Source organism: Chryseobacterium sp. Marseille-Q3244 (assembly GCF_940807095.1).
Lineage (GTDB): Bacteria > Bacteroidota > Bacteroidia > Flavobacteriales > Weeksellaceae > Chryseobacterium.
This window is the reverse complement of record NZ_CALNWX010000001.1, coordinates 34,833-60,715: the sequence shown is the minus strand read 5'-3', so window position 1 is coordinate 60,715 and position 25,883 is coordinate 34,833. Positions and strand designations below refer to the sequence as shown.

General features: G+C 35.4%; 24 protein-coding genes. 16 read left to right on the top strand and 8 right to left on the bottom strand.

What is annotated here, in order from left to right:
* Positions 1-53 precede the first annotated feature (53 nt).
* From NBX25_RS00270 to NBX25_RS00255, 4 genes are all read left to right on the top strand, one after another.
* Complete coding sequence (locus NBX25_RS00270) at positions 54-770, top strand: polyprenol monophosphomannose synthase (protein ID WP_123909324.1); 717 nt, start codon at positions 54-56, stop codon at positions 768-770.
* 46 nt (positions 771-816) lie between these two features.
* A complete protein-coding gene (locus NBX25_RS00265) occupies positions 817-1,182 on the top strand; it encodes a DUF4296 domain-containing protein (protein WP_123909323.1) in 366 nt (121 codons plus the stop codon).
* Between the two features lie 69 nt (positions 1,183-1,251).
* Entirely contained in the window at positions 1,252-2,382 is a 1,131-nt protein-coding gene (gene tgt / locus NBX25_RS00260) for a tRNA guanosine(34) transglycosylase Tgt (RefSeq protein WP_250252223.1), read from the top strand.
* 8 nt (positions 2,383-2,390) lie between these two features.
* On the top strand, positions 2,391-3,503 hold the full coding sequence (locus NBX25_RS00255; protein WP_123909321.1) for an LptF/LptG family permease: 1,113 nt from the start codon (positions 2,391-2,393) through the stop codon (positions 3,501-3,503).
* Here the strand turns inward: NBX25_RS00255 and NBX25_RS00250 are convergent.
* The gene (locus NBX25_RS00250; RefSeq protein ID WP_250252221.1) at positions 3,497-4,213 is read right to left on the bottom strand and encodes a biotin--[acetyl-CoA-carboxylase] ligase; all 717 of its coding nucleotides are present in this window, start codon (positions 4,211-4,213) and stop codon (positions 3,497-3,499) included. The two genes, NBX25_RS00255 and NBX25_RS00250, sit on opposite strands and share 7 nt — an antisense overlap.
* 87 nt (positions 4,214-4,300) lie before the next feature.
* Between NBX25_RS00250 and rsfS the strand changes: the two genes are divergently transcribed.
* From rsfS to NBX25_RS00205, 9 genes are all read left to right on the top strand, one after another.
* Positions 4,301-4,666, top strand: coding sequence for a ribosome silencing factor (gene rsfS, locus NBX25_RS00245; RefSeq protein WP_123909319.1), 366 nt, complete (start codon positions 4,301-4,303; stop codon positions 4,664-4,666).
* A 21-nt stretch (positions 4,667-4,687) separates the two neighbouring features.
* On the top strand, positions 4,688-6,709 hold the full coding sequence (ftsH, locus tag NBX25_RS00240) for an ATP-dependent zinc metalloprotease FtsH (protein ID WP_123909318.1): 2,022 nt from the start codon (positions 4,688-4,690) through the stop codon (positions 6,707-6,709).
* 136 nt (positions 6,710-6,845) lie between these two features.
* On the top strand, positions 6,846-7,427 hold the full coding sequence (locus tag NBX25_RS00235; RefSeq protein WP_164464417.1) for an LUD domain-containing protein: 582 nt from the start codon (positions 6,846-6,848) through the stop codon (positions 7,425-7,427).
* A gap of 24 nt (positions 7,428-7,451) precedes the next feature.
* Positions 7,452-8,324 carry a phosphatidate cytidylyltransferase gene (locus NBX25_RS00230; RefSeq protein ID WP_250252219.1) on the top strand — a complete coding sequence of 291 codons (873 nt, stop codon included), beginning with the start codon at positions 7,452-7,454 and terminating at the stop codon, positions 8,322-8,324.
* Positions 8,325-8,328: 4 nt separating this feature from the next.
* Positions 8,329-8,985, top strand: a complete 657-nt coding sequence (locus tag NBX25_RS00225) for a phosphatidylserine decarboxylase family protein (RefSeq protein WP_250252217.1) — start codon at positions 8,329-8,331, stop codon at positions 8,983-8,985.
* Between the two features lie 453 nt (positions 8,986-9,438).
* Positions 9,439-10,431 (top strand): Two component regulator three Y domain-containing protein, encoded by a 993-nt coding sequence (locus NBX25_RS00220; protein ID WP_250252215.1) that lies wholly within the window; start codon positions 9,439-9,441, stop codon positions 10,429-10,431.
* A 97-nt stretch (positions 10,432-10,528) separates the two neighbouring features.
* Positions 10,529-10,942 (top strand): transposase, encoded by a 414-nt coding sequence (locus NBX25_RS00215; RefSeq protein WP_250252213.1) that lies wholly within the window; start codon positions 10,529-10,531, stop codon positions 10,940-10,942.
* Positions 10,942-11,259: a helix-turn-helix domain-containing protein gene (locus NBX25_RS00210; RefSeq protein WP_250252212.1), complete on the top strand. Its 318-nt coding sequence runs from the start codon at positions 10,942-10,944 to the stop codon at positions 11,257-11,259. The genes NBX25_RS00215 and NBX25_RS00210 overlap by 1 nt, the downstream gene beginning before the upstream one ends.
* A gap of 297 nt (positions 11,260-11,556) precedes the next feature.
* Positions 11,557-13,368 (top strand): phage tail-like protein, encoded by a 1,812-nt coding sequence (locus tag NBX25_RS00205; protein ID WP_250252210.1) that lies wholly within the window; start codon positions 11,557-11,559, stop codon positions 13,366-13,368.
* 49 nt (positions 13,369-13,417) lie between these two features.
* Here the strand turns inward: NBX25_RS00205 and NBX25_RS00200 are convergent, their stop codons facing one another.
* The 4 genes from NBX25_RS00200 to NBX25_RS00185 form a co-directional block, all read right to left on the bottom strand.
* The gene (locus tag NBX25_RS00200) at positions 13,418-13,765 is read right to left on the bottom strand and encodes a DUF1801 domain-containing protein (protein ID WP_250252208.1); all 348 of its coding nucleotides are present in this window, start codon (positions 13,763-13,765) and stop codon (positions 13,418-13,420) included.
* 22 nt (positions 13,766-13,787) lie between these two features.
* Positions 13,788-15,626, bottom strand: a complete 1,839-nt coding sequence (locus tag NBX25_RS00195; protein ID WP_123858658.1) for an ABC transporter ATP-binding protein — start codon at positions 15,624-15,626, stop codon at positions 13,788-13,790.
* 231 nt (positions 15,627-15,857) lie between these two features.
* Positions 15,858-16,781: a M28 family peptidase gene (locus tag NBX25_RS00190; RefSeq protein WP_123858659.1), complete on the bottom strand. Its 924-nt coding sequence runs from the start codon at positions 16,779-16,781 to the stop codon at positions 15,858-15,860.
* A 176-nt stretch (positions 16,782-16,957) separates the two neighbouring features.
* Complete coding sequence (locus NBX25_RS00185) at positions 16,958-17,347, bottom strand: DUF4293 family protein (protein WP_123858660.1); 390 nt, start codon at positions 17,345-17,347, stop codon at positions 16,958-16,960.
* Between the two features lie 143 nt (positions 17,348-17,490).
* Here NBX25_RS00185 and rho point away from each other — a divergent pair, with 143 nt between their 5' ends.
* Entirely contained in the window at positions 17,491-19,317 is a 1,827-nt protein-coding gene (gene rho, locus NBX25_RS00180; protein WP_250252206.1) for a transcription termination factor Rho, read from the top strand.
* 28 nt (positions 19,318-19,345) lie between these two features.
* On the opposite strand, the gene NBX25_RS00175 is transcribed toward rho, so the two are convergent.
* A complete protein-coding gene (locus NBX25_RS00175) occupies positions 19,346-20,095 on the bottom strand; it encodes a 4-hydroxy-tetrahydrodipicolinate reductase (protein WP_123909311.1) in 750 nt (249 codons plus the stop codon).
* 277 nt (positions 20,096-20,372) lie between these two features.
* On the opposite strand from NBX25_RS00175, the gene NBX25_RS00170 reads away from it, so the two are divergent.
* A complete protein-coding gene (locus tag NBX25_RS00170; protein WP_123909310.1) occupies positions 20,373-20,969 on the top strand; it encodes a superoxide dismutase in 597 nt (198 codons plus the stop codon).
* 70 nt (positions 20,970-21,039) lie between these two features.
* Here the strand turns inward: NBX25_RS00170 and NBX25_RS00165 are convergent, their stop codons facing one another.
* Complete coding sequence (locus NBX25_RS00165) at positions 21,040-21,471, bottom strand: DUF6146 family protein (RefSeq protein ID WP_123909309.1); 432 nt, start codon at positions 21,469-21,471, stop codon at positions 21,040-21,042.
* Between the two features lie 49 nt (positions 21,472-21,520).
* Positions 21,521-22,720 carry an endonuclease/exonuclease/phosphatase family protein gene (locus tag NBX25_RS00160; RefSeq protein ID WP_250252204.1) on the bottom strand — a complete coding sequence of 400 codons (1,200 nt, stop codon included), beginning with the start codon at positions 22,718-22,720 and terminating at the stop codon, positions 21,521-21,523.
* A 414-nt stretch (positions 22,721-23,134) separates the two neighbouring features.
* Between NBX25_RS00160 and NBX25_RS00155 the strand changes: the two genes are divergently transcribed.
* Positions 23,135-25,879, top strand: coding sequence for a TonB-dependent receptor (locus tag NBX25_RS00155; protein WP_250252202.1), 2,745 nt, complete (start codon positions 23,135-23,137; stop codon positions 25,877-25,879).
* Positions 25,880-25,883 lie beyond the last annotated feature (4 nt).

Below are 25,883 nucleotides of genomic sequence, written 5' to 3'. Positions count from 1 at the left end.
AGATTATTTTGTATAAAATAAAAAGGTTAAATAAACTATCTTTGCAAACTGAAATGAAAAAGCTCGTCATCATCCCAACCTATAACGAAAAGGAAAATATTGAAAATATTATTTCCGCAGTTTTTGCATTAGAGGATGACTTTCATATCTTAGTGGTGGATGATTCTTCTCCAGACGGAACATCGGATATAGTAAAGGAATTACAGAAGAAACACCCACATTATCTGCATCTTTCGATAAGACATAGTAAAGATGGATTAGGTAAAGCCTATATTCATGGATTTAAATGGGCGATCGAAAATAAATACGACTATATTTTTGAAATGGATGCCGATTTTTCGCATAATCCTAATGATTTGCCCAAACTTTTTGAAGCCTGTCTGAATGCAGATATGGCCATCGGCTCCCGTTATTCAAAAGGAGTAAATGTGGTAAACTGGCCTATGGGGAGAGTTTTACTGTCCTATTTTGCATCAAAATATGTTAGATTTGTTTTAGGACTTCCTATTCACGATACCACAGCTGGTTTTGTCTGCTTTTCGAGAAAAGTGTTGGAAGAAATAGGATTAGATAATGTAAAACTGAAAGGATACGGATTCCAGATAGAAATGAAATTCAGAGCTTTTAAAAAAGGTTTCAGAATTGTAGAAGTTCCTATTATATTTACCAATAGAATTTTAGGAGAAAGCAAAATGAATGGCGGAATTATCCATGAAGCTGTTTTTGGTGTTTTAAACTTAAAATGGAAGTCAATCATCAATAGATTATAAATAAGACATGACTAATTCTTCCAATACAAAATATAAAAATAAGCTGATGAAAAATTGGATCCTTGTTTTTGTTTTTCTGGGGCTGTTTTCATGTAGTGATTATATTGATAAGCCTAAAAATCTGATCGATCAGGAGGTGATGGCAGAAGTTATCGCTGACCTTGTGATGAACGATCAGGTTAATTTTATGTATCAGAACAGGAATATGGAAGCTGGTACAAGGTTTATTTTAAAATCTCATAATGTAAAGCCGGATGACTTTGTTGAAAGTTTTAAGTATTATGTGATTAAAGAAGAAATGGCAGACATCGCCACCGAAGCACAGCAAATTTTATTAAAGAAGGATCCTAAAGCGGATCAATATGTAAAAGATAAACTAAAGAAGGCTGAATTGGGAATGCCTCAAAAATAAATAATGGTGAAGCGGGTTTTGCCCGGACAATGATAATCGCTGATCGCAGCGAATTAAAAAAGTGTACAGATGAAATTTTTTAATATCGAAAAAACCTCTGAAGGAAAAGCCAGGGCAGGGGAGATTACTACAGATCACGGGAAGATTCAAACTCCTATTTTTATGCCGGTGGGAACTGTTGCAAGTGTGAAAACAGTTCATCAGAGAGAATTAAAAGAAGACATTAAAGCCCAGATTATTTTGGGAAATACTTACCACCTTTATCTTCGTCCAGGAATGGAAACGATGCAGGATGCCGGTGGTTTACATAAATTCATGAACTGGGATCTTCCTATTCTTACAGATTCAGGAGGTTTTCAGGTATTCTCGTTAGCGAGCAACCGAAAAATGACAGAAGAAGGGGCTAGATTCAAGTCTCATATTGACGGAAGCTATCACATGTTTTCTCCGGAAAGATCAATGGAAATTCAAAGACAGATCGGGGCTGATATTTTTATGGCTTTTGACGAATGTACTCCTTATCCTTGTGATTACAACCAGGCAAAATCATCTATGGAGCTTACTCATCGTTGGCTGAAAAGATGTATAGAATGGACCAATGATAATCCTGAATTATATGGACATAAGCAAAGACTTTTCCCAATTGTTCAGGGATCTACTTATTCCGACTTAAGAAAAATTTCTTCAGAAGTAATTTCTGAAGCAGGAGCAGAAGGAAATGCGATTGGAGGTCTTTCTGTAGGAGAACCGGAAGAGGAAATGTACAGAATTACTGACGAAGTAACAGATATTCTTCCAAAAGAAAAACCAAGATATCTGATGGGAGTTGGAACTCCTTGGAATATTCTGGAATCCATTGGATTAGGAATTGATATGATGGATTGCGTGATGCCTACAAGAAATGCCAGAAATGCAATGCTTTTCACATGGCAAGGGGTAATGAATCTTAAAAATGAAAAATGGAAGCGTGATTTCTCGCCTTTGGATGAGTTTGGAACAAGCTTCGTAGATCGTGAATATTCAAAAGCGTATCTTCGTCACCTGTTTGTATCCAAAGAATATCTGGCGAAACAAATCGCTTCAATTCATAACTTAGCATTTTATCTTGACTTGGTAAAAGTAGCAAGAGAACATATCATTGCAGGAGATTTTTATGAATGGAAAAACTCTATCGTACCGGTTCTTAGACAAAGAATGTAAAAAGAATTATGCTTAAGATTGTAGACAGATATATCATCAAAAAATACCTTGGAACTTTTAGTTTCATGCTGGTACTGTTGTCTATAGTAGTACTGGTTATCGATGTTCAGCAAAAAATCCCAAGGATAGAAAATGCAAAGGCTCTTGATCCTAAACTGGATCTTGGGTATTTCCTGCTTCATTTTTATCCTTACTGGATCATCAATCTTGTAGTAACATTTCTTTCCATTTTGGTATTTATCACGGTGATTTACTTTACCTCCAGGATGGCAAACAATACTGAAATTGTGGCTATTATCAGTAGTGGTGCTAGTTTTCACAGGTTTTCAAAACCTTATCTGTATACTTCAATTCTGATTGCATTAATGGCACTTGTGGTGTATCATTTGGTTCTCCCTTGGGCTAATATCAAGAAAAATCAGCTGGAAGCATATACCTATAATGCGGCCAATAAAGAAAAAATCCTGGGAACTGCTCCTGCCTCTTCACAATTGAGTAAAACAGAGTATATCTTTGTAGATTCCTGGAATAAAAGAGAAAAAAGAGGATCCAGCTTTGTGTATCAAAAGTTTGATACCCATAGAAAAATGGTGTACGAATTGAAGGCTAGTGAAGTATACTGGGATCAGGATAAAAAGCAGTTTGTACTCAATAACTATCTGGAAAAGACCATCAATAAAGATAATACAGAAAAGCTGAGTAATGGGATAGAGCTTAGGAAAAACTATAGCCATTCCCCTGAAGAGCTTTTCCCAAATGAACTTTTAGGACAGAATAAAACAACACCCGAACTTTTAAAATTCATAGAAAGAGAAAAAGCCAGAGGAAACAGTAACCTGAACTCTTATCTGAATGAGCTTCATCAGAGGACATCAATGCCTGTTTCTATTATTATTTTGACCTTCCTTGCGCTTTCTCTGTCTTCTCAAAAGAAGAGAGGGGGATTAGGGATTAACCTTGCGATAGGGATTTCATTGGCCTTCCTGTTTGTCTTTTCATTTGAAGCTTTAAAAGTGGTTTCAGAAAATAAAAGCTTATCTCCGGCTTTAGCGATGTGGTTGCCTAATCTGGTATTTCTTCCGCTTACTCTATATCTTTATATCAAAAGAGCTAATCAATAGAGGAGTTTTACCTCCTTGTGGTAAAAAGAACGCATACCGTCTTTTTCCAATTCGATCCAAAGTTCTCCTTTGTCATCTGCATTGCGGATGATGCCATTTTGTCGCTCTTTTTCAATTTCAAAAACAGAGATCTCATCCTTTCGAAACAGACTCTCATTGAAACGATCCAGTATTTCCTGGTCAGAAGGGATGTTTTTTAGTTTTTCTGACAAGAACTCATGGAGGTTAACACTAAGCTCTTCAAGGTTGAATTCATGCCCTGTCTGCGTCAGAAGTGAGCCGGCATTTGAAATTTCTTCAAATTTGTCCTGAAGGATATTGATTCCGGTTCCAATGATGAAGTAATTATTTTGATTAATTTTTTTCTTTTCAATCAAAATTCCAACGATTTTTTTACCTTTAAGGATAATATCATTCGGCCATTTAATTTTTACATCATAATCAGCCAAATTGGCAAGGAAATCCCTGACAATAATTGCGGTATAATAATTGAATATAAAGTCGGAGCACAGGATGTTTTGAGTATTCACTGCCAGCGTATATGCCAGGTTTTTTCCGGCAGTCGGAATCCAGACATTTCCATACTGACCACGACCTTTAGTTTGGCTAAAAGTATGTAATCCTATAAAATCTGAATTTTCGTAAAGTAAAAACTTTGATATTTCGTCATTAGTAGAAGAACATTCTTTCAGATAGAAGAGTTGGCTCATTTAAGAAAACTTTAAGACATTAAGGAGGTAAAAGTAAGGTTAAAGTAAAGAAAAAACAATAAATTTGCAGATTATAGTATTTTTTTAATGAATAAAACAGCAGAAAAACAAGCACTAATAGATAAAATCGTTGAAGCACTTCAAGATGTAAAAGCAGAAGATATTATGATCTTTGATCTTTCAAACATTGAAAATTCAGTAGCGGAAACGTTCGTAATATGTAGCGGTAACTCGAATACACAGGTTTCAGCATTAGCTGGTAGTGTAGAAAAAAAAGTAAGAAACGACCTGAAAGACAGACCTTGGCATGTAGAAGGTACGGAAAATGCAATGTGGGTATTGGTAGATTACGTTTCAGTAGTGGTTCACATATTCCAGAAAGATGTTCGTGAGTATTACGATATAGAAGAACTTTGGGGTGACGCAGTCATTACCAAAATTGAAAATGAATAATAAAAATTTTAAAAAGTCTAAATGAATAACAAAGGATTCAACTGGTTCTTTCCTATTGCAATCATAGCTCTTTTGCTTTTCTTTGGTTCCAATTTCCTTGGTGGAGATGCAGCAAAAACTATTGATGAAGATGGTTTCTTTAGAGAAATGCAGGCGGGTAAAGTCCAGAATATTATTATATACAAAGACATAGAGAAAGCTGATGTTTTCCTTACCAAAGAAGCAAAATCAGCAATGGTTTCCAAAACCGGAAAGGAAAATAACCCTTTTTCAGCTTTAGATATGGCCCCAAAAGCAGATTACTCTGTAAAATATGGGGACCTTCAACTTTTTCTTCAGAAATTTGAACAGATCAAAGCAACTAATCCGGCTATTAAAACTGCTAAAGATTATGGAACCGGAAAAAGTCCTTTCGCAGATATTCTTATATCTGCATTAATCTGGATTGCAATTCTGGGATTATTCTACTTCCTTCTTTTCAGAAAGATGGGTGGAGGCGGAGGTCCTGGCGGACAGATCTTCTCTATTGGAAAATCTAAAGCTAAGCTTTTCGATGAAAAAGAAAGAATTCAGGTAACGTTTAAAGATGTTGCAGGATTAGAAGGTGCTAAAGAAGAAGTACAGGAAGTGGTAGACTTCTTGAAAAACTCTGAAAAATACACAAAATTAGGAGGTAAGATTCCTAAAGGAGTACTATTGGTAGGGCCTCCGGGAACAGGTAAAACCTTATTGGCAAAAGCTGTTGCTGGTGAAGCTAAAGTTCCATTCTTTTCCCTTTCAGGATCTGATTTCGTGGAAATGTTTGTTGGAGTAGGTGCTTCAAGAGTAAGAGACCTTTTTGCTCAGGCTAAAGCCAAATCTCCGGCGATTATCTTTATCGATGAGATTGATGCTATCGGACGTGCAAGAGGAAAAAATAACTTCTCAGGCGGAAACGATGAAAGAGAAAACACATTGAACCAGCTTCTTACTGAAATGGACGGTTTCGGAACAGATACGAATGTTATCGTAATGGCTGCAACCAACAGAGCGGATATCCTTGATAAAGCTTTGATGAGAGCAGGACGTTTTGACCGTTCGATCTATGTAGACCTTCCGGAACTTCACGAAAGAAGACAGATTTTTGATGTTCACTTGAAGAAAATCAAACTGGATGACAATGTAGACAGAGAATTCCTTGCTAAGCAGACTCCCGGATTCAGTGGAGCAGATATTGCTAACGTTTGTAACGAAGCAGCGCTTATTGCAGCAAGAAATAATCATACTTCAGTAACAAAACAGGATTTCCTTGATGCTGTAGACAGAATCATAGGAGGTCTTGAAAAGAAAAATAAAGCTATCAAACCTTCTGAAAAGAGAAGAGTAGCTTATCACGAGGCAGGACACGCAACTATTTCATGGTTGGTAGAACATGCTTCACCACTTTTAAAAGTGACGATTGTTCCAAGAGGACGTTCACTAGGAGCAGCTTGGTATCTTCCGGAAGAAAGACAGCTTACGACTACTGAGCAGATGTTGGATGAAATGTGTGCAACATTAGGAGGTAGAGCAGCTGAGCAGGTAATCTTCAACAATATCTCTACAGGAGCCCTTTCTGATTTGGAAACGGTAACGAAGAGAGCACAAGCAATGGTAACCATCTACGGATTAAGCCCGAACATCGGTAATATTTCTTACTATGACAGTTCAGGTCAGTCTGAATATTCATTCGGAAAACCATATTCTGAAGAAACAGCTACTAAGATTGATGCAGAGATCAAATCGATTATCGAAAATCAATATGAAAGAGCGGTTAGAATTCTTGCTGATAACAAAGATAAATTAGATGCTCTAGCGAATAAACTTTTAGAAAAAGAAGTAATCTTCCGCGAAGATTTAGAGGAAATCTTTGGTAAAAGAGCTTGGGATCCTGAATTGACAGAGAAACCGGTTACCAATACGATTCCTGCAAAAGATCTGCCGGAAGTGCTAGAAACACCTCAGATTAAAGAAAAAGAGGATGAAAGCGAAATACAGGCTCCAGAAAGCCCAACACAGCTTTAAAAATCCTTACAAAATAGGAATTATAAAACCTGACAACTTTAAAATTGTCAGGTTTTTTCATATTTAAGGAGATATTTTGGAATCTATTGTAATTTATTTTCTATTTTTGTATAAAGTTGACTAAAAATAAATTAAGTTGAATTTATTCAAGAGGATTGTAAGCAAACTTACCAACCAGCCTGAGGAAGAGGATAAACAGAGCCTGGAGAAGCTTGGGGATTCGCTAAAAAATGCGGATCTCGACTATAAGTTTGCGCAATTATTTACGCATTCGGGGGGATTTTTTAATTATTGTGCAGATGAAGCGGAGGCTCTACAAACTTTAAATCAAATTATCAAAATAGAAGGTATTAACAACCTGTTCTGTTGGGATAAGGAACTTCAGAACTTTTTAAATGTTGTGAAGAGTTCTTATACTTCAGAATTGCAGCCGTCTAATGAAGCCGCATTTATCACCTGTGAATACCTGATTGCCTATGACGGAAGAATTATGCTTTCTCACAATAATATTCTTCATTATCATTCTTCAAGGCTGCCGGATAGAATTATCATCATTGCCAATGTTTCACAGATTGTAAACAATCTGAATGATGCCATGGGGAAAATAAAAAGAAATGGAAATATAAAGAACCTTACTTCCATCAGCGGAAGCCAGTCAAAAATGGACAGTTCTTCCAATTCCAATACAAAACTGTTTTTATTGCTGCTTGAAGATTAAGCATCCACTACTAAATTTTAAATTTTGGACAAAAACCTCATTCAAAGAACCGTTTCAGGTCTCGTATATGTAGCCATTATCATTCTTTGTTCGACTCCGCTAGGGGCGCAACTTATTAACAGTGTTTTCCCTGGTCTTATTCAGCAACAATATCTCTATCATGGATTGATGAGTTTTTTGTTGGTTGTAGGTACCTGGGAATGTGTTAAAATAATGAAGTTTGGAAAAGGCTATGAAAAATGGGTAGTGTATCCATTGGTCATTTTTATATTTTACATTTTTTCCAAAAGATACTTCCATCATGATTTCTTTTTTGATTTCAGATTGAGTGAAATATTAGCTCTTGCTCTCATTGGTATCGCTATAGTCACTTTATTTAAGTTTCCTAACGAATTATACTTCGATAGCGGAAAATTGATTTTTACCGTTATTTATGTTGCCTTGCCATTCAGTTTTGCGTTGGGATTGCCTAAGTTCTCAAGCTATAATGATAGTTTCTCTCTGGAAGTTCTTTTCCTTTTCATACTGATCTGGAGTAGTGATACTTTTGCTTATCTCGTAGGAAAGTTCTTTGGAAAACATAAGATGGCCCCTAAAATTTCACCTAAAAAAACATGGGAAGGATATGCTGGAGGTGTTGTTTTAACCTTGGTTTTATCTTACTTTATAGAGCATTATCAGCCAGAGTTAAGAGGGAACTGGATGGTTGTTGGATTTTTAGTGGCAGCTTTTGCTCCATTGGGAGATTTGGTAGAAAGCCAACTGAAGAGAAACTTCGGTGTGAAGGATAGTGGAAACATTATTCCTGGACATGGAGGAGTATTAGATAGGCTGGATAGTTTTATTATCTGCGTTCCTGTCGTATATTTGTACTTTATTTTAGAAAAATTTATTTAATCTCATGAAATTACATAGAGAATCAAAAGGGACGATTACCGTAGCCACGATACTTTTTCTGGTATTAGGGGCATTAGCTATCTATTTCCTTAAAATATGGTCTTTGCTGATCATTGCACCTTTGTTGGTTATTTACTGTCTTGTATTCTGGTTTTTCAGAGTGCCGAACCGTACTATTCTTGACCACAAAGAGAATGTAATCGCTCCGGTTGACGGAAAAGTGGTAATGATCAAAGAAGTGGAAGAAAATGAATTCATTAAAGGAAAGGCCATTCAGGTTTCTATCTTCATGTCTCCTTTGAACGTTCATATTTGTAGATATCCGGTTACAGGGAAGGTAGTCTATAAAAAATATCATCCTGGGAAATACCTGGTAGCGTGGCATGAAAAGTCATCTACAGAGAATGAAAGAACAACAGTTGCTATTGAAACTGAAACCAATCATAAAGTGGTTTTCAGACAGATTGCAGGATATGTAGCCAGAAGGATCGTATTCTATTGTAATGAAGGAGATCAGGCGAAAGCCGGACATGAGTTCGGATTTATCAAATTCGGGTCAAGAATGGATATATTCCTGCCTTTGGATACTGAGATCATTTGTAAGATTGGAGACATTACCAAAGGAGGTTTGGATGTTGTTGCCAAACTGAAAGAAAATTAAAATTTTTATTGAATATAAATGTAAAAGAGGGTCGTTTAGGCCCTCTTTTCTATTTGATTACTATAATGCCCTCATTTAATCATTGAGTTTAACTACGCGTGAGTAACATTGCGTATCGAGGCGTTAAAGTTTTTAACTCCGGATCAATACTTTTGCAGCTACAAAAACACAGGTTATTCATGCTTTTATGCTATACGAGGGATAACTGAGTATATTTTATGGTTTTTAGTGTTGATTTTTTATCATTAGTCATATTTTGTTTAATAATTTAATCTGATTTTTAGTAAATTAGAACTGAAAAACACAAATCATATTCTTTTATCTCTGAAAATTATGGACAGATATTTTGTTTTGTAAGTTTTATGTGATCTAAAAGCGATTAATATTGGGAAATTTATGCTTTCAGTAGTACAAATGCCAACTTGAGCTTGTGAAAACATAAAAAACAACAAGATGATTTATAAGTATTTCTTTAAAGTGATTAACGATGAAGCGGAGAAAATGGATGATGATTATGACAGCAATTATCTTCATCTCATTAATCGGTATCTGCTTTTACTGTTTTTCATATTTCTGTTTTATTCCATTTTTATCATAACCTTTTTCGGGGATATGTTCATCTCAACGTTTCTTACAGTTATTACTTTTTTCTGGTTGTTTTTAATGGCTATAAAAGGAAAAACGAAACGGTTTAAAAAGATTCTGAAACCTGTTATCATCGGGATATTTGTTTTGCTCACTTTTATTGTAAACTTTTTTAATATTTATACTTATAAAAATGCAGGAGTAGAATACTTTTATTTCTGCCTTCTGTTTGCTGTTCCATTCTTTTTGAATTATAAAAAAGATGCTCTGTCTATCTTTTTTATAACGTTTATGATCAGTATTAATTTTATTGTATGTCTGTATTTTGATTTTGATTTCCTGCCAAAGAGCAGATTTATAGAGTCGGAAGATTTTAAAACAATAAAGCTCCTTAATATTTTATTTTCTATTGCATCTTTTCTTATGGACATTGTTTTCATTACCCAGAAAGATCAGCTCATTCATGGTTTGATTACCGATAAAAGAGAGAAAGATTCTACCATCAAAGACCTTGTTAAAACCAACACGGAGCTGATGAAACATCAGATGTTTATCAACCATCTTTCAGAAGAAAATATTGAGGAAATTTTAGGTCTGGCTGAGCATAATTCTCCCATGTTTTTTGAAAAGTTTCAGGTGTTTTTTCCTCATTTTATTCCAGGTATTTTAAAGATAAATCCTAACCTTATTCATTCTGAACTGTATTTCTGTGCTTTGATGAAACTTGATTTTGATACCAAGAAAATAGCACAGTGTACCAAAAACAGTATTCGTGCTGTTGAAAGCAAAAAATACAGGATCCGGAAAAAACTGAATATTCCCTCTGAGATTAACATTAATAGCTTTTTGATTAAAATTTAAATATAATTTCGATTTTTGTTACGCACACGTAATGTTGAGTGGTAGCAGATGGTGTTTTTTATTTCTCTTGTCAATATTTTTACTTAAAAATAGTGTGATGAATATTAAGAACATTCATATTGGAAATCTGCTCAGATCCAAAGTGGAAGAGCATCAGATGTCAATAGAAAGAATTTCCAGGTTTTTAGACAAAACGGAAAATGAAATAGAAAAGATGTATCATGCAAAGAGCATGGATACTGATGTTCTATTGAAATGGTGTAAGCTGTTAAAATTTGATTTTTTCAGATTTTATACCGGTCATTTAATTTTGTATGCGCCACAGACAAGCCTTGATAACACTGCCACTCAGGAAAATAGTACGATAGTCTTCAGAAAAAATATCTATACACAGGAAGTAAAGGATTTTATACTGGAAAAAATAAGAACCGGAAAAATGACAGCTCACGAAGTTGTTGAAAGGTATAAAATTCCCAAAACAACCCTGTATAAATGGATAAAAAAAGTATAATGCCGGATTACAAGCAGATTTATAGCGATATTCTTACAGAAAAGTTTCCTGAAAAATTAATAGATAGCGCTGTTAAGCGTAAGCTGGAAACATTGGATTCTGCCATTGATGTTTTAAAGTTTAATCAATTAATTTTTGGTGACCCAGACTATGTTATTGGACGTAATAATCAAAGGCTTCGGTCTTACGATGAAGCGTCTATTTTGAAAATCCTAAGATACCAGAAAAGAAATGAGCTTACCAATCTTCAACTCAGTACTCATTTTAAAATAAGCAGAAATACAATTACCAAATGGAAAAGCATTTTCAAATTGTAAATGAATATTATGTTTTGTGCAATCAAAATATTTTATTTTTTTTAAATTAATGTCAAATAATGGAATTTGATTATTGATGAAAATGGTTTTTAAAATTATGTTTAGTTTTTATTAAATAATTCAAATTTTTATTTGTTGTTTTTATTGCTGTAAGTGATTGATGTTTTGTGAGTTTTACTACGCGTGAGTAGTATTGCGTATCTGGATTTGATATGATAAATAGCTGTGGATGATAATTTTGTGTCGGTTAAATGACTTAACTGGATTTTTAATCATTAAACATTAATAACTCATACAATGATGGACACAAAATTTACAATGTCCTCAATCAAAGTCTTGTTAATAGCAATGCTCTTTGGTTTTGGAAAAACCTATTCACAGACCAATAATGGTGCTGTAGGGATTAATACTACATCACCCAATTCAAATTCTGTTTTGGATGTGGTTTCAGGAAATAATAACAAAGGAGTACTTATTCCCAGATTAACTGAAACGCAGCGAAATACAATTGTCATTACCCCATCCAAAGATGATGGTTTGACCATTTACAATACTTCAGAAGATTGTATCAATTACTGGAGTCTTGCAGATAACGAATGGAAAAGTGTCTGCGGACAGATGGGGAAATCTGTTTTTACTGTAGACTGTTCCACATCAAAAGCAATGGGAAGCTATGTAAAAGGTAAAGAACTTACCAATTCAAATTACCTGAGCATTACAGTGAATGTAACAAAAGTGGGTAATTATACAATTTCCGGAACGACTTCTAACGGATATAATTTTTATGGAACCGGAGTTTTCCTTAATACCGGAACACAAACAATACAAATTTCGGGACAGGGTACTCCTGTGAATATCCAGACAGATAATGTCACATTGGCAGCAAACGGAGCAGACGTTACATGTACACCTGCAATTTCTATTGTGGTTCTAAGCCCTGCTGGAACTTATACTATGAGTTGCGGAACTGCAACCGTAAACGGAGTTTATAAAGTAGGAACAGCTCTTACCGCTTCCAATACGATTACTTTACCTGTGAACGTGGCGGCATTAGGGAGTTATAATATTACAACGAATACTGTTGACGGAATTTCTTTCAGCGGATCAGGAACATTTACTGCTACAGGAAATCAGAATGTTACGCTGCAAGGTACAGGTTCTCCTTCTTCCACAACTGTAAAAACAATAACAATCACTTCGGACAGCCAAGGTGGAGTTTCAACAACCTGTACAGTAAATGTGATCGTAGTTGTTCCAAAGAAAAAGCTTTTGTCGATCGGAACAGCACCAAACGGTTGTGGCTACAATGTATCGGGAACTTCACCGTCAGGTATGGTGACCAAAGCCGCAGCTAATTTTGGAACATTGGCCAATAGTATCGTAAAATATGAGGGCTGGGATCAGATCATAGATGGTACAGACAGCCCGAATGCTACACAGTTGACAAACTGGACAACCGGAGCCAATCCTGTAGATATTATCGTAATAGGATATGCATGGGGAATGAATGCTGCAGAAGCACAGGTGTTAAAGAACTATCTGGCAAAAGGAGGTGTAATTGTTGCTTATTCTGAAAGCAATAGTGGTATGCAGAATCTTTTCAGAAATGTTTTTGACGGATCGGTAAATACAGGAAGTGTAAACAGTGCTGGGGCTATCTATAAACTGCCACTGACTAATGATGAAATATTGAATGGTCCCTTTGGAGATATACGAGGACTACAGTGGGGAGAAGATGCTTCTGCTACAACGTATGCAACAGGACTGCCTTCGAGTGAAATTACAGTATATTCAGGCGACACGAACATCTCTACCGCTTCACCGTCAGGAACTATAGGCAGAGTAACAGCATTTAAACACAATACGCTTAACTTCATCTGGGTAGGAGATGGTGGATTCAACTCTCAGTGTGGAACCGTTGCTTCCCCAAATACGTCAGATACGATATGCCCGTTCTACGCAGATACTAACTATAAGCCAATTGCTAAACCCAATTATGGAAATGGAGTGGCTGCTTATGAAATGAATGTGTATAACTCAATATTCTATGCAAATGCTCTTGCCTGGGCGATTAAAAAGGCAGAATTCAGTGGAATAAACACAAAATGATAAGGTTTTTTAAAGATAACTCCGGTACGAATATTCGTACCGGAGTTTTTTATTTGATATAAATTTTTATTTCTTCTAGAAGGCCCAATATAAATTCCGTGGGTAAATCTTCTTCCGCGTCAATTAAAAGAATTTTAAATTTCTTTCTTCCATCCTGTGTCAATTCAGGGTAGTCTAATTTATCACCGTGATAAAAGCTAAGATAATGTTTCTTATATTTTTTGCTGTAGTAGAAATAGCACAGCATTTTCTTTTTATACTTAATAAATGGAAGTCCGAAGCTGAATGTTTCTGTAATGTTTTCAGGATCTGAAGCCAGGATGGTTTCCCGTAAAAAAAGAAGAGTACTTCTTTCAGGCTCTTCGATTCTGTAGAAATACTCTTGTATAGGATTCATTTTTATATGGATTTAAAAATAATTAGTCAAAGTTTTGAAGTTCAACAAGTTTGTTATACATGCCCTTTTTAGCAATAAGGTCATGATGAGTTCCCTGTTCTACAATTGTTCCTTTTTCCATTACCACAATCCAGTCTGCTTTTTGGATGGTAGAAAGTCGGTGAGCAATCACAAGTGAAGTTCTGTTTTCCATCATTTTTTCCAAAGCATCTTGTACAAATCTTTCAGACTCTGTATCTAAAGCTGAAGTGGCTTCATCCAGGATCATAATTGGTGGATTCTTCAATACGGCTCTTGCAATAGATACCCTTTGTTTCTGACCTCCGGAAAGCTTATTTCCATCATCTCCGATATTGGTATCATATCCTTCAGAAAGACCGGTAATAAATGTATCGGCATTCGCAATTTTAGCCGCCGCAATCACCTCTTCTCTGGTAGCATCAGGTTTACCCATCAGAATATTGTTGTAAACAGAATCGTTGAACAATACAGATTCCTGAGTTACCATTCCCAGAAGCTGGCGGTATTCCTGTAGCTTCAAATGCTTAATATCTACACCATCAATAAGGATTTGTCCTTCAGAAACATCATAGAATCTTGCTAAAAGATTAGCAATAGTGGTTTTTCCACTTCCACTTTGTCCTACCAATGCAACCGTTTTACCCTTAGGAATTGTTAGCTCAAAGTTTTTAAGGATCAGATTGGCTTTATCATAATAGAACCCAATATTCTTGAATTCAATATTGTTATTAAGCGTTGAAATGGAAACCGGTTCTGCAATTTCTTCGATTTTTACATCAGCATCAAGAATTTCCAATACTCTTTTCAGGGAAGCTTCTCCTTTCTGTACATTGGAAATGGATGTTGATAAACTTTTTGCAGGCGGAAGAATCTGGAAGAACATTCCCAGGAATACCAGGAAATCAGCAGGCGATATGCTTTGTTCCACAATGATTTGTTTACCTCCATACCATGCAATGATCAAAAAGGTGATAGAACCTAGGAATTCGCTCATTGGAGAGGCTAATTCTTTCTTTTTACCTAAGTTGATAGAACTTGATATCCACTTGTTCATTGATTTCATGAAACGGTTGTCCATGATCTTTTCGGCATTAAATATTTTAATAACCTTTGAAGATTTTAAAGTTTCATCTACAATAGAAAAGATGGTTCCCAACTCATGTTGTGCTTCATGAGAATCTTTTTTAAGACTTTTTCCAATGAGCGCAATCATTGTTCCCATTACAGGAAGTACAAGCAGAGAGAAAAGAGTCATTTCCGCACTCAGGAAAAATAAAGTAATCAATGTGCTGATAAGCATGAAAGGCGCATTGATAAGTTCTATTAAACTTCCCAAAATATTTCCTTCAACATCACCTACATCATTAGACATACGGGACATCATATCACCTTTTCGGCTTTCTGTAAAAAAGGATACCGGTAAAGAAAGTATTTTTCTGTACATCGCACCACGGAGATCTTTAGTAACTCCAACACGATAGTTGATGAGCAATAAGGACCCGAAGTATCGGAATGCATTTCTTAAAAAGAACATAAAGGCAGTAATCACACAAAGCCATGCGAGAACCGTAAGGGCACCGTGAGTACTGACTAGTGTCTGAACATAATAGTTGGAATATTCTTTTATATAAGTGAAGAAATCTGTAATGTCACCGGAATAAACAGGAGGTACTTCATATTTTTCAGGCTTAATGGTGCCGAAAAGCATCCCTAAAACCGGTAAAATAGTCCCCAGAGAAGCAATCTGAAATACAGAATACAGAATGTTGAAAAATAAACTTCCGTAGATATATTTTTGATGGGGTTTGGCGAACCTCAGAATTTTTTTATACTCATTCATTCAATGAAAAATTTGGATAGCAAAATTACGTAAAATTAGAAGATAAGACGTTCTTAATCCGGTTTTACTTTAATTGATAAGTTTCAAAATGAGGATTTTTGTTACAACGCTTTGAAATAAAGTGAGAAAGAAGTGTAAAATACGGGTAAAACTCAAGGTTAAAAAATACAGAATTTCGGTTAAGGTCAAAATAAAACCGCCTTATAGGCGGCATGTATGTGAAAGTCAGAATTAATTAAAATTGACCTGATCGTTATACTTTGGAGCAAAATTTTTAGGGCTTAATTTATCTAATGTCTTTCCAAAATTATTGATGATCTGGGTCATATTATCAACATCAACAATATTCATGTCATCATTCACATGATGATAATGCGTTGCTTTGGTCATATCAACCGTTGAAAATGAATGCGCAATAATTTTCTTTTTTACAAAGCTTACATTATCAGAACGATAAAAGAGTTGCTGCTTAGCATATGGATCAGCATTGATTTTTAAACCATTTACTGCATGTTTATTGAATAGCTCATCAAGATCTGAAAAGCCGTCTCCAGTCATATATAATGCATTTTTACCCCATTGAGATTCAGTAGCTACCATTTCAAAATTAAAAAGGGCGGCCATATTATTGTAAATTTTATCAAGATTTTTATCCTCAGAGATAGCCTGTGATCCTAACATTCCTTTTTCTTCTCCGTTGAAAGCCATGAAAACCATTGAAAATTCAGGCTTCTTATTTTTAAAATAATCTGCGATGCCTACCAGTGTGGTAATTCCGCTTGCGTCATCATCGGCACCATTGTAAATGTTGTCTCCACTTTTATTGTTGGTTCCAATATGATCAAAATGTCCTGAAAAGCCAAGGTTTTTATCAGATTTACCTTTCTTTATACCGCAAACATTATAAGCGGTTTTACCATTGTAGTCAAAAGGAATCAGATAGGAGTTTCCGGTACAGTATTCAAGATTGTTTTCCTTAAATAATGTAGCAATATAGTTGGCTGCATTATCATTTTCCGGGGTTCCGATTTCTCGTCCCTTCATTTCATCAGAGGCGAGAGTGGAAATAACGGTTTTTACTCTTTCTTTTGAAACTTCTTGAGCAAAAGTGGATATGGAGAATAAGGATAAAGTAAGATAAGTTAGCTTTTTCATAGTCTTTAATTAAAAGTTATTGGATCTGTCGTCTTTTTGATCAAAATGTTGCAAGGAAGTTACATAAATTACCTGATTCGGAAAGAATTGCAGATTAGAATTGAAGAGTACAGCTATATAAAAATAAAAAACAGCTCCAAAAAGGAACTGTTCTTACTCAAAAAATCGTTGTAAGGTTATCGTAGTCTGTCTACAGATTTCACGAGCCTCTCATCTTTTCGGATGTATACGTTTGCTATCAGCAGACATATTACCGCAATTAATGGGAAAATCGGCTCAATACCCTTCTCAGGAAAATGTATTCCTCCGGATAAGTTTAGCAGCCAGTACGCCAATACACCAATCAACAAAGCGTTTATAATGATGCTGATGGTATTCAGCAAAATTTGTCTTTTTCTGTTTTTAAAACTAAAAACACTTAATGATCCAATAATAACAAGGATAATACATCCTATATTAAGTACAGGGATGCTGTCTGAAATTACGACATCCTGTCCTGTTATAAAAAGGAAAACAGCAGCTAAAACTGCTAATAAAGTCCATATAGTTTGTATTCTCTGTAGCATTGAATATTAAATTCTAGGCAAAAATAATATAAATTTTGCACAATTCAAAAATAAGTGTAGATTTGCATTATACAATGTACTTGAAAACAAAAGTCACCGGACTTACTTTTCTTACTCACAATTAATTACATTTTTACATAAATATGTTTAACATAGAAACGTTAAGGTCAAAATCCGTAACGGAACTGACTAAAATCTTAAAGGATTTGGGCGTTAAAGTTGCAAGAAACAGCAATGATAATGATAAGATCTTTGCAATTCTTGACTTTCAGGCTTCTAATCCTAAAGTATCAAAAGATTATTTCAACGCCACGGAAACCAGCGCCAATACTGAAGAAGCTCCAGCAGAAAAAACTGTAAAAGCTCCGGTAAAAAAAGCTGCTCCAAAGAAAGCCCCAGCAAAGCCAAGGGTAAGTGCGAAAGCACCGGCAGAACCAAAAGTAGAGGAAAAAGTAGAAGAAAAAACGCCGGTTGCTGAAGAAGTAAAAACAGAAGAGCCTATAGCTGAAGCAGTAGAAGCAACAGTAAATGAAGAATCATCTGCAGCCAATTCAGCTAAGAAAAAAAGAAAAAGAGTTTCTACCAATACTGGAAATACAGAAACTTCTCAGGAGAAAACAGAAGCTCCTAAAAACACAGAATCTCAAGAGCCTGCCCAGGCAGATGAAAAGCCTAACAATACCCCTTCTCAACAACCACAGGCTAACAGACCTCAAAAAGGACACAACCATCCACAGAACAGTGGAAACCAACATAAAAACCAGCATCAGCATCAAAACCAACACCAAAATCAGAATCAAAACAGACATTCTGAAAAGGCAGAGGAGCAGCATGACCATAAAAAAGAATTCAGTTTCGATGGAATGGTAAGCATTGAAGGGGTGTTGGAAATATTACCTGATAACTATGGATTTTTACGTTCATCGGATTTCAGTTATATTTCTTCTCCTGATGATGTGTATGTTTCTACAGCACAGATCAGAAATTATGGATTAAAAACGGGAGATACCGTTAAAGGAATTGTAAGACTTCCAAAAGAAGGCGAAAAGTACTTTTCTTTATTAAAACCTACAGAAGTAAACGGACGTGACCTTGCATTTATTAAGGATCGTGTTGCATTTGAATATCTTACACCACTTTTCCCTGAAGAGAAATTCAATCTTGCAGGAAGTGAGTCTACCATTTCGACAAGAATTGTAGATTTATTTGCACCAATCGGAAAAGGGCAGAGAGCGATGATTGTAGCACAGCCTAAAACAGGTAAGACCATGTTGCTTAAAGATATTGCCAATTCTATTGCGGCTAATCACCCGGAAGTATATATGATGGTTCTTCTGATTGATGAGCGTCCGGAAGAGGTTACAGATATGGAAAGAAGTGTAAATGCAGAAGTTATTGCTTCTACATTTGATGAAGCTGCAGAAAAACATGTGAAAGTAGCTAACCTTGTTCTGGCAAAAGCGCAGAGAATGGTTGAATGTGGGCACGATGTAGTGATCCTATTGGACTCTATTACGAGATTAGCAAGAGCATACAATACAGTAACGCCTGCATCAGGTAAAGTTCTTTCCGGTGGGGTAGATGCGAATGCACTTCATAAGCCGAAAAGATTCTTCGGAGCGGCAAGAAAAATTGAAGGTGGTGGTTCCTTAACGATTATTGCTACTGCATTAATTGATACGGGTTCTAAAATGGATGAAGTTATCTTTGAAGAATTCAAAGGTACAGGAAACATGGAGCTTCAATTAGACAGAAAAATTGCGAACAGAAGAATTTATCCTGCTATTGATTTAATTTCTTCAAGCACCCGTAGAGATGATCTTCTTCTGGATGAAGTAACTTCTCAGCGAATGTGGATTTTTAGAAAATATCTTTCTGAAATGAATCCTGTAGAAGCAATGGAATTTGTAAATAAAAACATCAAAGGAACTCTTAATAATGAAGAATTCCTGATGTCTATGAATAAATAATAAATTAAATTGTTAATAGGCCGGGCTTCTATACTTTGAAATAAGGATGCAATAAATCCTCAAATTTATAGAAGCCCGGTTTTTTATTGATAAGATGTTCGGCAGCAAACAAAGCTCCGTTACCAAAGGCATCTCTTGAAATAGATTCATGAATGAGTCTTACCGTCTGGAATGGAAAACCGAAAATAACCTCATGTTTTCCAACAATTCCGCCGGCTCTGATGGTATTTATCTTTTCATCCTTCAAATCCAGAACATCTGCAATCCGGATGGCAGTTCCTGAAATTCCCTGTTTATCTTTAAAATGCTCTTCCACTATTTCTATATCTACAGAAGGAGCAATCTTTTTTAAGAACTGAGCGGCATATAGTAAATAGTTAATCCCCAAAGTAATATTAGGTGACCAAAATACAGTCGCTTTCTGAGCTAGTTTATTCAGAAAACGTACTTCCTTATCAGAATAATGGGAAATCGCTGATATGATTCTTACCTTCTTTTGTGCGGCAGATTCTCCGTAAGTATAAATTCCATCCTGGGATGAAAAGTCAATGATGGCATCTACCGGATGCTCTTCAAGTAATTCCTCTACGCTTATTCTTTTCTCTGAATAAAAATGACCGGGATCATCACTTTCCACTCCAAGAAAGTCTGCAGCATCTCTGGTAGAAGATCTGTTTGATTTTCTGTAAATCCATTGTAGAGAATGATCTTTGTTTTGAAGAATAACTGACGCTACAGCTTTTCCTGCTTTTCCAAATCCAAAAAGTCCGATTTTCATAATAAAAAGTATTTAAAGTTAAACATTCAGTGAGAGAAGTATTTTTTATAAAAACTTATCATATTGTGGAAGTTACGAAATTGAAAATAAACGATGCTTTGAATAGGATGTGGAATATCAAAGTAGACAGATTACCTGATGAAATTAGAAATATTTAAAAAATTAATTCATTCTAAATCAATATATCAATGTTAAAGATTTATTAAAGTAATCCCCAATCTTTGATAATACCTTAAATATTGGCTAATTTTGAAGTATAACATTAAAAATAAAGATTATGTCATTTGAATTACCAAAATTAGGATATGCATACGATGCATTAGAGCCTACGATCGATGCAAGAACTATGGAAATCCACTATACGAAACACCACCAAGCGTATATTGACAATTTAAATAAAGCCATTGAAGGAACTGATTTAGCAGGAAAAACTATTGAAGAAATCTGCAAGACAGGAACTGATAAACCAGCTGTAAGAAACAATGGAGGAGGACACTTCAACCACTCTTTATTCTGGGAAATTTTAACTCCTGGTGGAAGCAAAGAACCAGTAGGAAACGTAAAAGCTGCTATCGAAAACTATGGTGGCCTTGAAAAATTCAAAACGGATTTCTCTGATGCTGCTAAAACAAGATTCGGTTCAGGATGGGCTTGGTTGGTAAAAAATACTGACGGATCTGTATCTGTTTCTTCAACTCCAAACCAAGACAACCCATTAATGCCTGTTGCAGACGTTAAAGGAACTCCGGTTTTAGGATTAGATGTTTGGGAGCACGCTTATTACCTAAACTATCAAAACAGAAGACCTGATTATGTTTCTGCATTCTTTGATGTAGTAAACTGGGATAAGGTAGAGGAATTATTCAACAAATAATTTTCAGCTATTATAAAAATAAAAGGTTCAGAATTTTCTGAACCTTTTTTATTAGATATGATACTTTGAATTACCTTCCGCCTCTGAAGACATCGCTTCCGGATAAACCGTTCATTTTTAATCCATACTTCCAGTTTACATATGCAAATACCTGGTAAAGCTTGTATTCAAACTTTATCCCATAATTTTCTCTTGGATTATAATCGATTCCGGATTCTATGATGTTTCTATATTTTCCAGTGCTGTAATAGCTGTTCCATTCATTTACCAGGAATGTATTTTTTGCTTTCAGAAAAGATTCTGAATATTGGCTTATAGGTTTGGCTACAGCATTCAGGAAATAATCAAATTCAGTGTCAATGACAGTAAGATCCCATTCTCCGTCATCATTTTTAGACGGTTTCATTTCATGCTGCTCCTTATCATTTTTAGAGTTGTTTTGCTGTGAAAGACAACTGAAAGGGATGAGAGCAATAAACAGAATTAGAACAAAATTTTTCATGATTCAATTATTTATTAAAAAAGCACTCCAATAAGAGTGCCTTTCTGTATTATTTTTTAATATATTCTTTCTGAACTACGGAAACCGCAGGGAAGTGGTCACTGTATCCACCAGTGAATCGGTCACCATCCCAAGAACGTAAAGGATATCCTTTCCACTGTCCTTCTTTGTTTACCAGATAAGCCGGAGCATAAATCTCAGCTTTAAAAATGGTATAAGTAGGAGTGATTTTTTCAGGAGAATAAAGATTTCTTGAAACAATAATCTGGTCAAACAAGTTCGGAGCATCTCTGTATGCAAGAGAAGCTACCCCTGCCTTATATAATTTATACATTAAATTATAATAAGGAGTCTTATCAGACAATTCACTTGGATCCCCCACTGCAGCCAAATGTTTTTTCAAACTTGGACTTACCGGGTCATCATTATAGTCACCCATTGAGAATAATTTAATTCCTGGATTTTCAGCAGTTACTTTGTCCATTTCCTCTTTCAATACAGTAGCGGCAGTATTTCTTTTCGCTAGGGAAATAGCTTCTCCCCCTCTTCTGGATGGCCAGTGATTCATAAAGATTCCTACTTTTTCTCCATCCAATAATCCGATAGCAATTACAATGTCTCTGGTATATTCTCTTTTTCCGTTCTCATCATAGATCTTAATCTCTTTTTTATACGAATTTAAAACAGAGAATCTTCCTTTCTGATAAATAATAGCTACATCAATTCCTCTGGAATCATAAGAATTGAAATGTACAATGCCATAGTTGCTCTTAGCTAAAGCAGGCTGCTTGATTAGGTCTTCAATTACCTGTCTGTTTTCTACCTCGATCAATCCACATATGGCAGGGTTATCGTTGGTATATTGTCTTCCAAGTTCAGAAATCACCTTAGCTTCATTAGCCAGCTTCTGATTGTAGTACTTTGTTCCCCATCTTTTTGGGCTGTTAGCCGTAAAGTCTTCGGATAAGAACTGTTTTCTGATTACTTTTTTGCCAATCAAAAGATCATCACTCCATTCCCCTTTATAGTCTTCTGTAGTTTCCAGATATTTAAGAGAATCTACGGGTACACTTCTGTGAAATTTAGGATTGGAACGTGGGAGTGTTCCGTCAATATAATCTGCAGAAGGTATTGTGTCCCAAAGGTTTTCAACGTTCAGGAATGCGACAGCTGCTCTCTTTACCTGCCTCTGTTGTGAGAAAGCAAAACCAAAGCAAAATAGGGCGGCAATGATTAAATATTTTTTCATATTCTTAGTATATTCAAAAAATTGAGGGGGTAAAATTACTAATTTTATATAAGAATAAAGATTAAAATAACCTGAGTTTAATTTAATAAAATGTTAAGGTTTAGATAGAAAGTATGAAAGAAATGCACCATCATTCATTATTTTGACATTGTTAAGTGAGATTTATTATTTATATAATGCTAAAAAATAGGCTGTTTGTTTGGGATTAAAAATATTTTGTAATGATTGTTGAGTAGTTTTCCTAATATCTACTATCCTTTTTTGTGATTGATTAAAATTCGGGCATATTTTTAGGATAATGAGTGTAGGTTAAGAAAAATTAATAGAATAAATAACTAAAAATGTTTGAGTTAATGAAAATAGTTCTAAATTTGTTGCCCCTTAAATAAAGAAGGAGTTAAAAATAAGTTTATTATGATTAAAAAACTATCCCTAATCTCTTTGTTTACTTTAATGCCTGCCTCTTTCTATTTTGCGCAAACAACTGTATTTGCGTATGTTAAAGATCAGGATGGTAAGCCTTTAGAGAAAGCAGAAGTAGATCTAGCACAGTCCATTGATGACACATCTGTGGATAAAATTGGATACTTCCAGTTTGTGGATTTAAAACCTGGCCACTATCTTATCACAGTGACAAAACCAAATTTTGAGTCTAAGATCTTAGAGTTTGATGTAACTGCAGATGAGAAGAGAAAAGATTTAGGTGTTATTACACTTAATTACAACTTAGGATCAGATGCAGGAGTAATAGTTATTGACGACTCGGCAACTGATACTGAAGATGGAGGCTCATCAATGCAGCCTACAGTAGGACTTTTAAGCTCAGGAAGAGATGCTTTCCAAAATGTTTCCGCTTTTGAACTAGGTGCTTACTGGTTCAGACCAAGAGGAGTAGACAACAGATTTGAGGATGTTCTTTTTAATGGTGTTTCCATGTCGAAAAATGATGATGGAAGGATTGATTTCAATAACTGGGGAGGACTAAATGACGTAACGAGATATCCTTACGAAAATGTAGATAATATTACTCCTTCTGAATATACTTTTGGTAATTTAGGTGGGGTTGTATATTATAATACGAGAGCATCCAGCTATAGAAAACAGACTTCATTAGCCTATTCATTTACCAATAGAAGCTACCTGCACAGAGCAATGGCTACTTATTCTTCAGGTCTTTCCAAAAATGGTTGGGCATTTACTTTCTCAGGAAGCAGAAGATGGGGAGATAGAGCAATCATTGATGGGGTGTATCAGGATGCCTATGCTTATTTTGCCTCTATTGAAAAGAAGTTCAGCGATAGACACTCTATTAACTTAACTGCTTTTGGATCTCCTACATACAGAGCTTCCAATGCACCAAATACTCAGGAGGTTTATGATATCATGGGCAAAAACTATAACTCCTACTGGGGGTGGCAGGATGGAGAGAAAAGAAACTCCAGAATCAGAAACGTTTTTGAACCGATGTTTATCTTAACAGATTACCTGAAAATAGGTAAAAACTCAAACTGGACAAATACCGTTTCTTATCAGTTTGGTAGCGATGCCAGAAGTAGATTAGACTGGTTCCACGCTTCAGATCCGAACCCTACTTACTATAGAAAATTACCAAGCTTCGGACTGCTTACAGAAGACGAATTCAGACAACAGGCACAAATCGACTGGAATTATTTGTATAATGCAAACCGTCTTAACCTTACCGATATGAAAGGTGCGGCCAGAGGTGCCGTATATACAATTGTAGAAGACGTAAATAAAGATAAAACTTTCAATTTCTCTTCTCACTTTGATACAAAATTAAAAGACAACTGGAAGTTAAACATCAACTTCAACTATCAGAATTTAAAATCTGACAACTTCAGAAGAATTAAGGATTTATTAGGAGCTAACTTTGCTTATAACCTTAATGCATTCAATGGAGACGCAAAATATGATGCTGATAATAATGATGTAACAGTAAGAAAAGGAGATAGAACTCAGTACTCTTACGAGCTTACAAGAAATCACTATGCATTGAACGTTTCTACTGAAATAGATTTTAACAAGTGGAATGTAGTAGCTTCAATCTTCTCTTCATATTCTGAAGCTTACAGAGAAGGTAATTTCAGAAGTGGTCTTGCTAGATTCAGAGATAATTCAAAGGGTAAAAGTGCAATATACGATGCTTTAGATGCAGGAATTAAAGGAAAGATTACCTATAAGATCAATGGTAAAAACTTTATCGTGTACAACGGAGCATTCTTTAGCTTAGCACCTACATTGAATGAGATCTATATTAACCCAAGAATGGTTGACTACTTAACCCCTGGAGTTACCAATCAGATGATTAGCTCTAATGATTTAAGTTACATCTTAAGAGGTCAGATTTTAAAACTTAGGTTATCTGCTTATTATACTACCATTCAAAATGCTACTGAAATCTCAAGATATTATGCTGACGTAAATGACGGTACCTTAGGAAACTCTTTCAGTACGCTGGTAAACGAAGCAATGAGTGGAGTTAACAAGAGATATATGGGTCTTGAATTAGGTTTTGACGTTAAAGTTACCCCTACTTTAAGTGCAGTAGGGGTGGCAAGTATAGGTGAATATAAATACACCAATAACCCTGAAGTTTCTACTTTTGATGACCTTAATGGGTTCAGAGGAACAGATGTTTGGGGGAAAGCCAATGTAAAAGATTATAAAGTAGCCGGAACTCCACAAAAAGCATTCTCTTTCGGATTGAAATACAACTCTCCAAAATATTGGTGGGTGGGAGCATCTGCTAACTATCTAATGGATCAGTATCTTGACTTCTCTGCGTTGAACAAGACACCTTATATGTATACTGACCCACAGACTAACGACCCTTTCCCGGGTGCAACTCCTGAATTGATAGAACAAATTACTAAACAGAAGAAATTTGACAATCAGTTTATGTTGAATGCTAATGCTGGTAAATCTTTCCAATTCGGAAAATACAGAATGGGTGTAAGTGTGTCTGTAAATAACATTCTGAACAACAGAAATTATGTAACCGGAGGATTTGAACAAGGACGAAATGTAAACTTTAGTGATGCTCTTGCTGATGCTCAAAGAGCAACTCCTTATTTTGGACCAAAACTTTGGTATGACAGAGGAATCACTTTCTTCACTAATGTTTATTTAAGATTCTAAAAAC

Bases quoted from the DNA above. Each gene is read 5' to 3' on its own strand.
- NBX25_RS00160 (WP_250252204.1), bottom strand. From the start codon at position 22,720: ATGAAAAAATATTTAATCATTGCCGCCCTATTTTGCTTTGGTTTTGCT.
- NBX25_RS00250 (WP_250252221.1), bottom strand. From the start codon at position 4,213: ATGAGCCAACTCTTCTATCTGAAAGAATGTTCTTCTACTAATGACGAA.
- NBX25_RS00195 (WP_123858658.1), bottom strand. From the start codon at position 15,626: ATGAATGAGTATAAAAAAATTCTGAGGTTCGCCAAACCCCATCAAAAA.
- NBX25_RS00190 (WP_123858659.1), bottom strand. From the start codon at position 16,781: ATGAAAAAGCTAACTTATCTTACTTTATCCTTATTCTCCATATCCACT.
- NBX25_RS00270 (WP_123909324.1), top strand. From the start codon at position 54: ATGAAAAAGCTCGTCATCATCCCAACCTATAACGAAAAGGAAAATATT.
- NBX25_RS00155 (WP_250252202.1), top strand. From the start codon at position 23,135: ATGATTAAAAAACTATCCCTAATCTCTTTGTTTACTTTAATGCCTGCC.
- NBX25_RS00225 (WP_250252217.1), top strand. From the start codon at position 8,329: ATGAAATTACATAGAGAATCAAAAGGGACGATTACCGTAGCCACGATA.
- NBX25_RS00165 (WP_123909309.1), bottom strand. From the start codon at position 21,471: ATGAAAAATTTTGTTCTAATTCTGTTTATTGCTCTCATCCCTTTCAGT.
- NBX25_RS00210 (WP_250252212.1), top strand. From the start codon at position 10,942: ATGCCGGATTACAAGCAGATTTATAGCGATATTCTTACAGAAAAGTTT.
- NBX25_RS00220 (WP_250252215.1), top strand. From the start codon at position 9,439: ATGATTTATAAGTATTTCTTTAAAGTGATTAACGATGAAGCGGAGAAA.
- rho (WP_250252206.1), top strand. From the start codon at position 17,491: ATGTTTAACATAGAAACGTTAAGGTCAAAATCCGTAACGGAACTGACT.
- tgt (WP_250252223.1), top strand. From the start codon at position 1,252: ATGAAATTTTTTAATATCGAAAAAACCTCTGAAGGAAAAGCCAGGGCA.
- NBX25_RS00205 (WP_250252210.1), top strand. From the start codon at position 11,557: ATGATGGACACAAAATTTACAATGTCCTCAATCAAAGTCTTGTTAATA.
- NBX25_RS00255 (WP_123909321.1), top strand. From the start codon at position 2,391: ATGCTTAAGATTGTAGACAGATATATCATCAAAAAATACCTTGGAACT.
- NBX25_RS00170 (WP_123909310.1), top strand. From the start codon at position 20,373: ATGTCATTTGAATTACCAAAATTAGGATATGCATACGATGCATTAGAG.
- NBX25_RS00200 (WP_250252208.1), bottom strand. From the start codon at position 13,765: ATGAATCCTATACAAGAGTATTTCTACAGAATCGAAGAGCCTGAAAGA.
- NBX25_RS00175 (WP_123909311.1), bottom strand. From the start codon at position 20,095: ATGAAAATCGGACTTTTTGGATTTGGAAAAGCAGGAAAAGCTGTAGCG.
- NBX25_RS00265 (WP_123909323.1), top strand. From the start codon at position 817: ATGAAAAATTGGATCCTTGTTTTTGTTTTTCTGGGGCTGTTTTCATGT.
- ftsH (WP_123909318.1), top strand. From the start codon at position 4,688: ATGAATAACAAAGGATTCAACTGGTTCTTTCCTATTGCAATCATAGCT.
- NBX25_RS00185 (WP_123858660.1), bottom strand. From the start codon at position 17,347: ATGCTACAGAGAATACAAACTATATGGACTTTATTAGCAGTTTTAGCT.
- rsfS (WP_123909319.1), top strand. From the start codon at position 4,301: ATGAATAAAACAGCAGAAAAACAAGCACTAATAGATAAAATCGTTGAA.
- NBX25_RS00215 (WP_250252213.1), top strand. From the start codon at position 10,529: ATGAATATTAAGAACATTCATATTGGAAATCTGCTCAGATCCAAAGTG.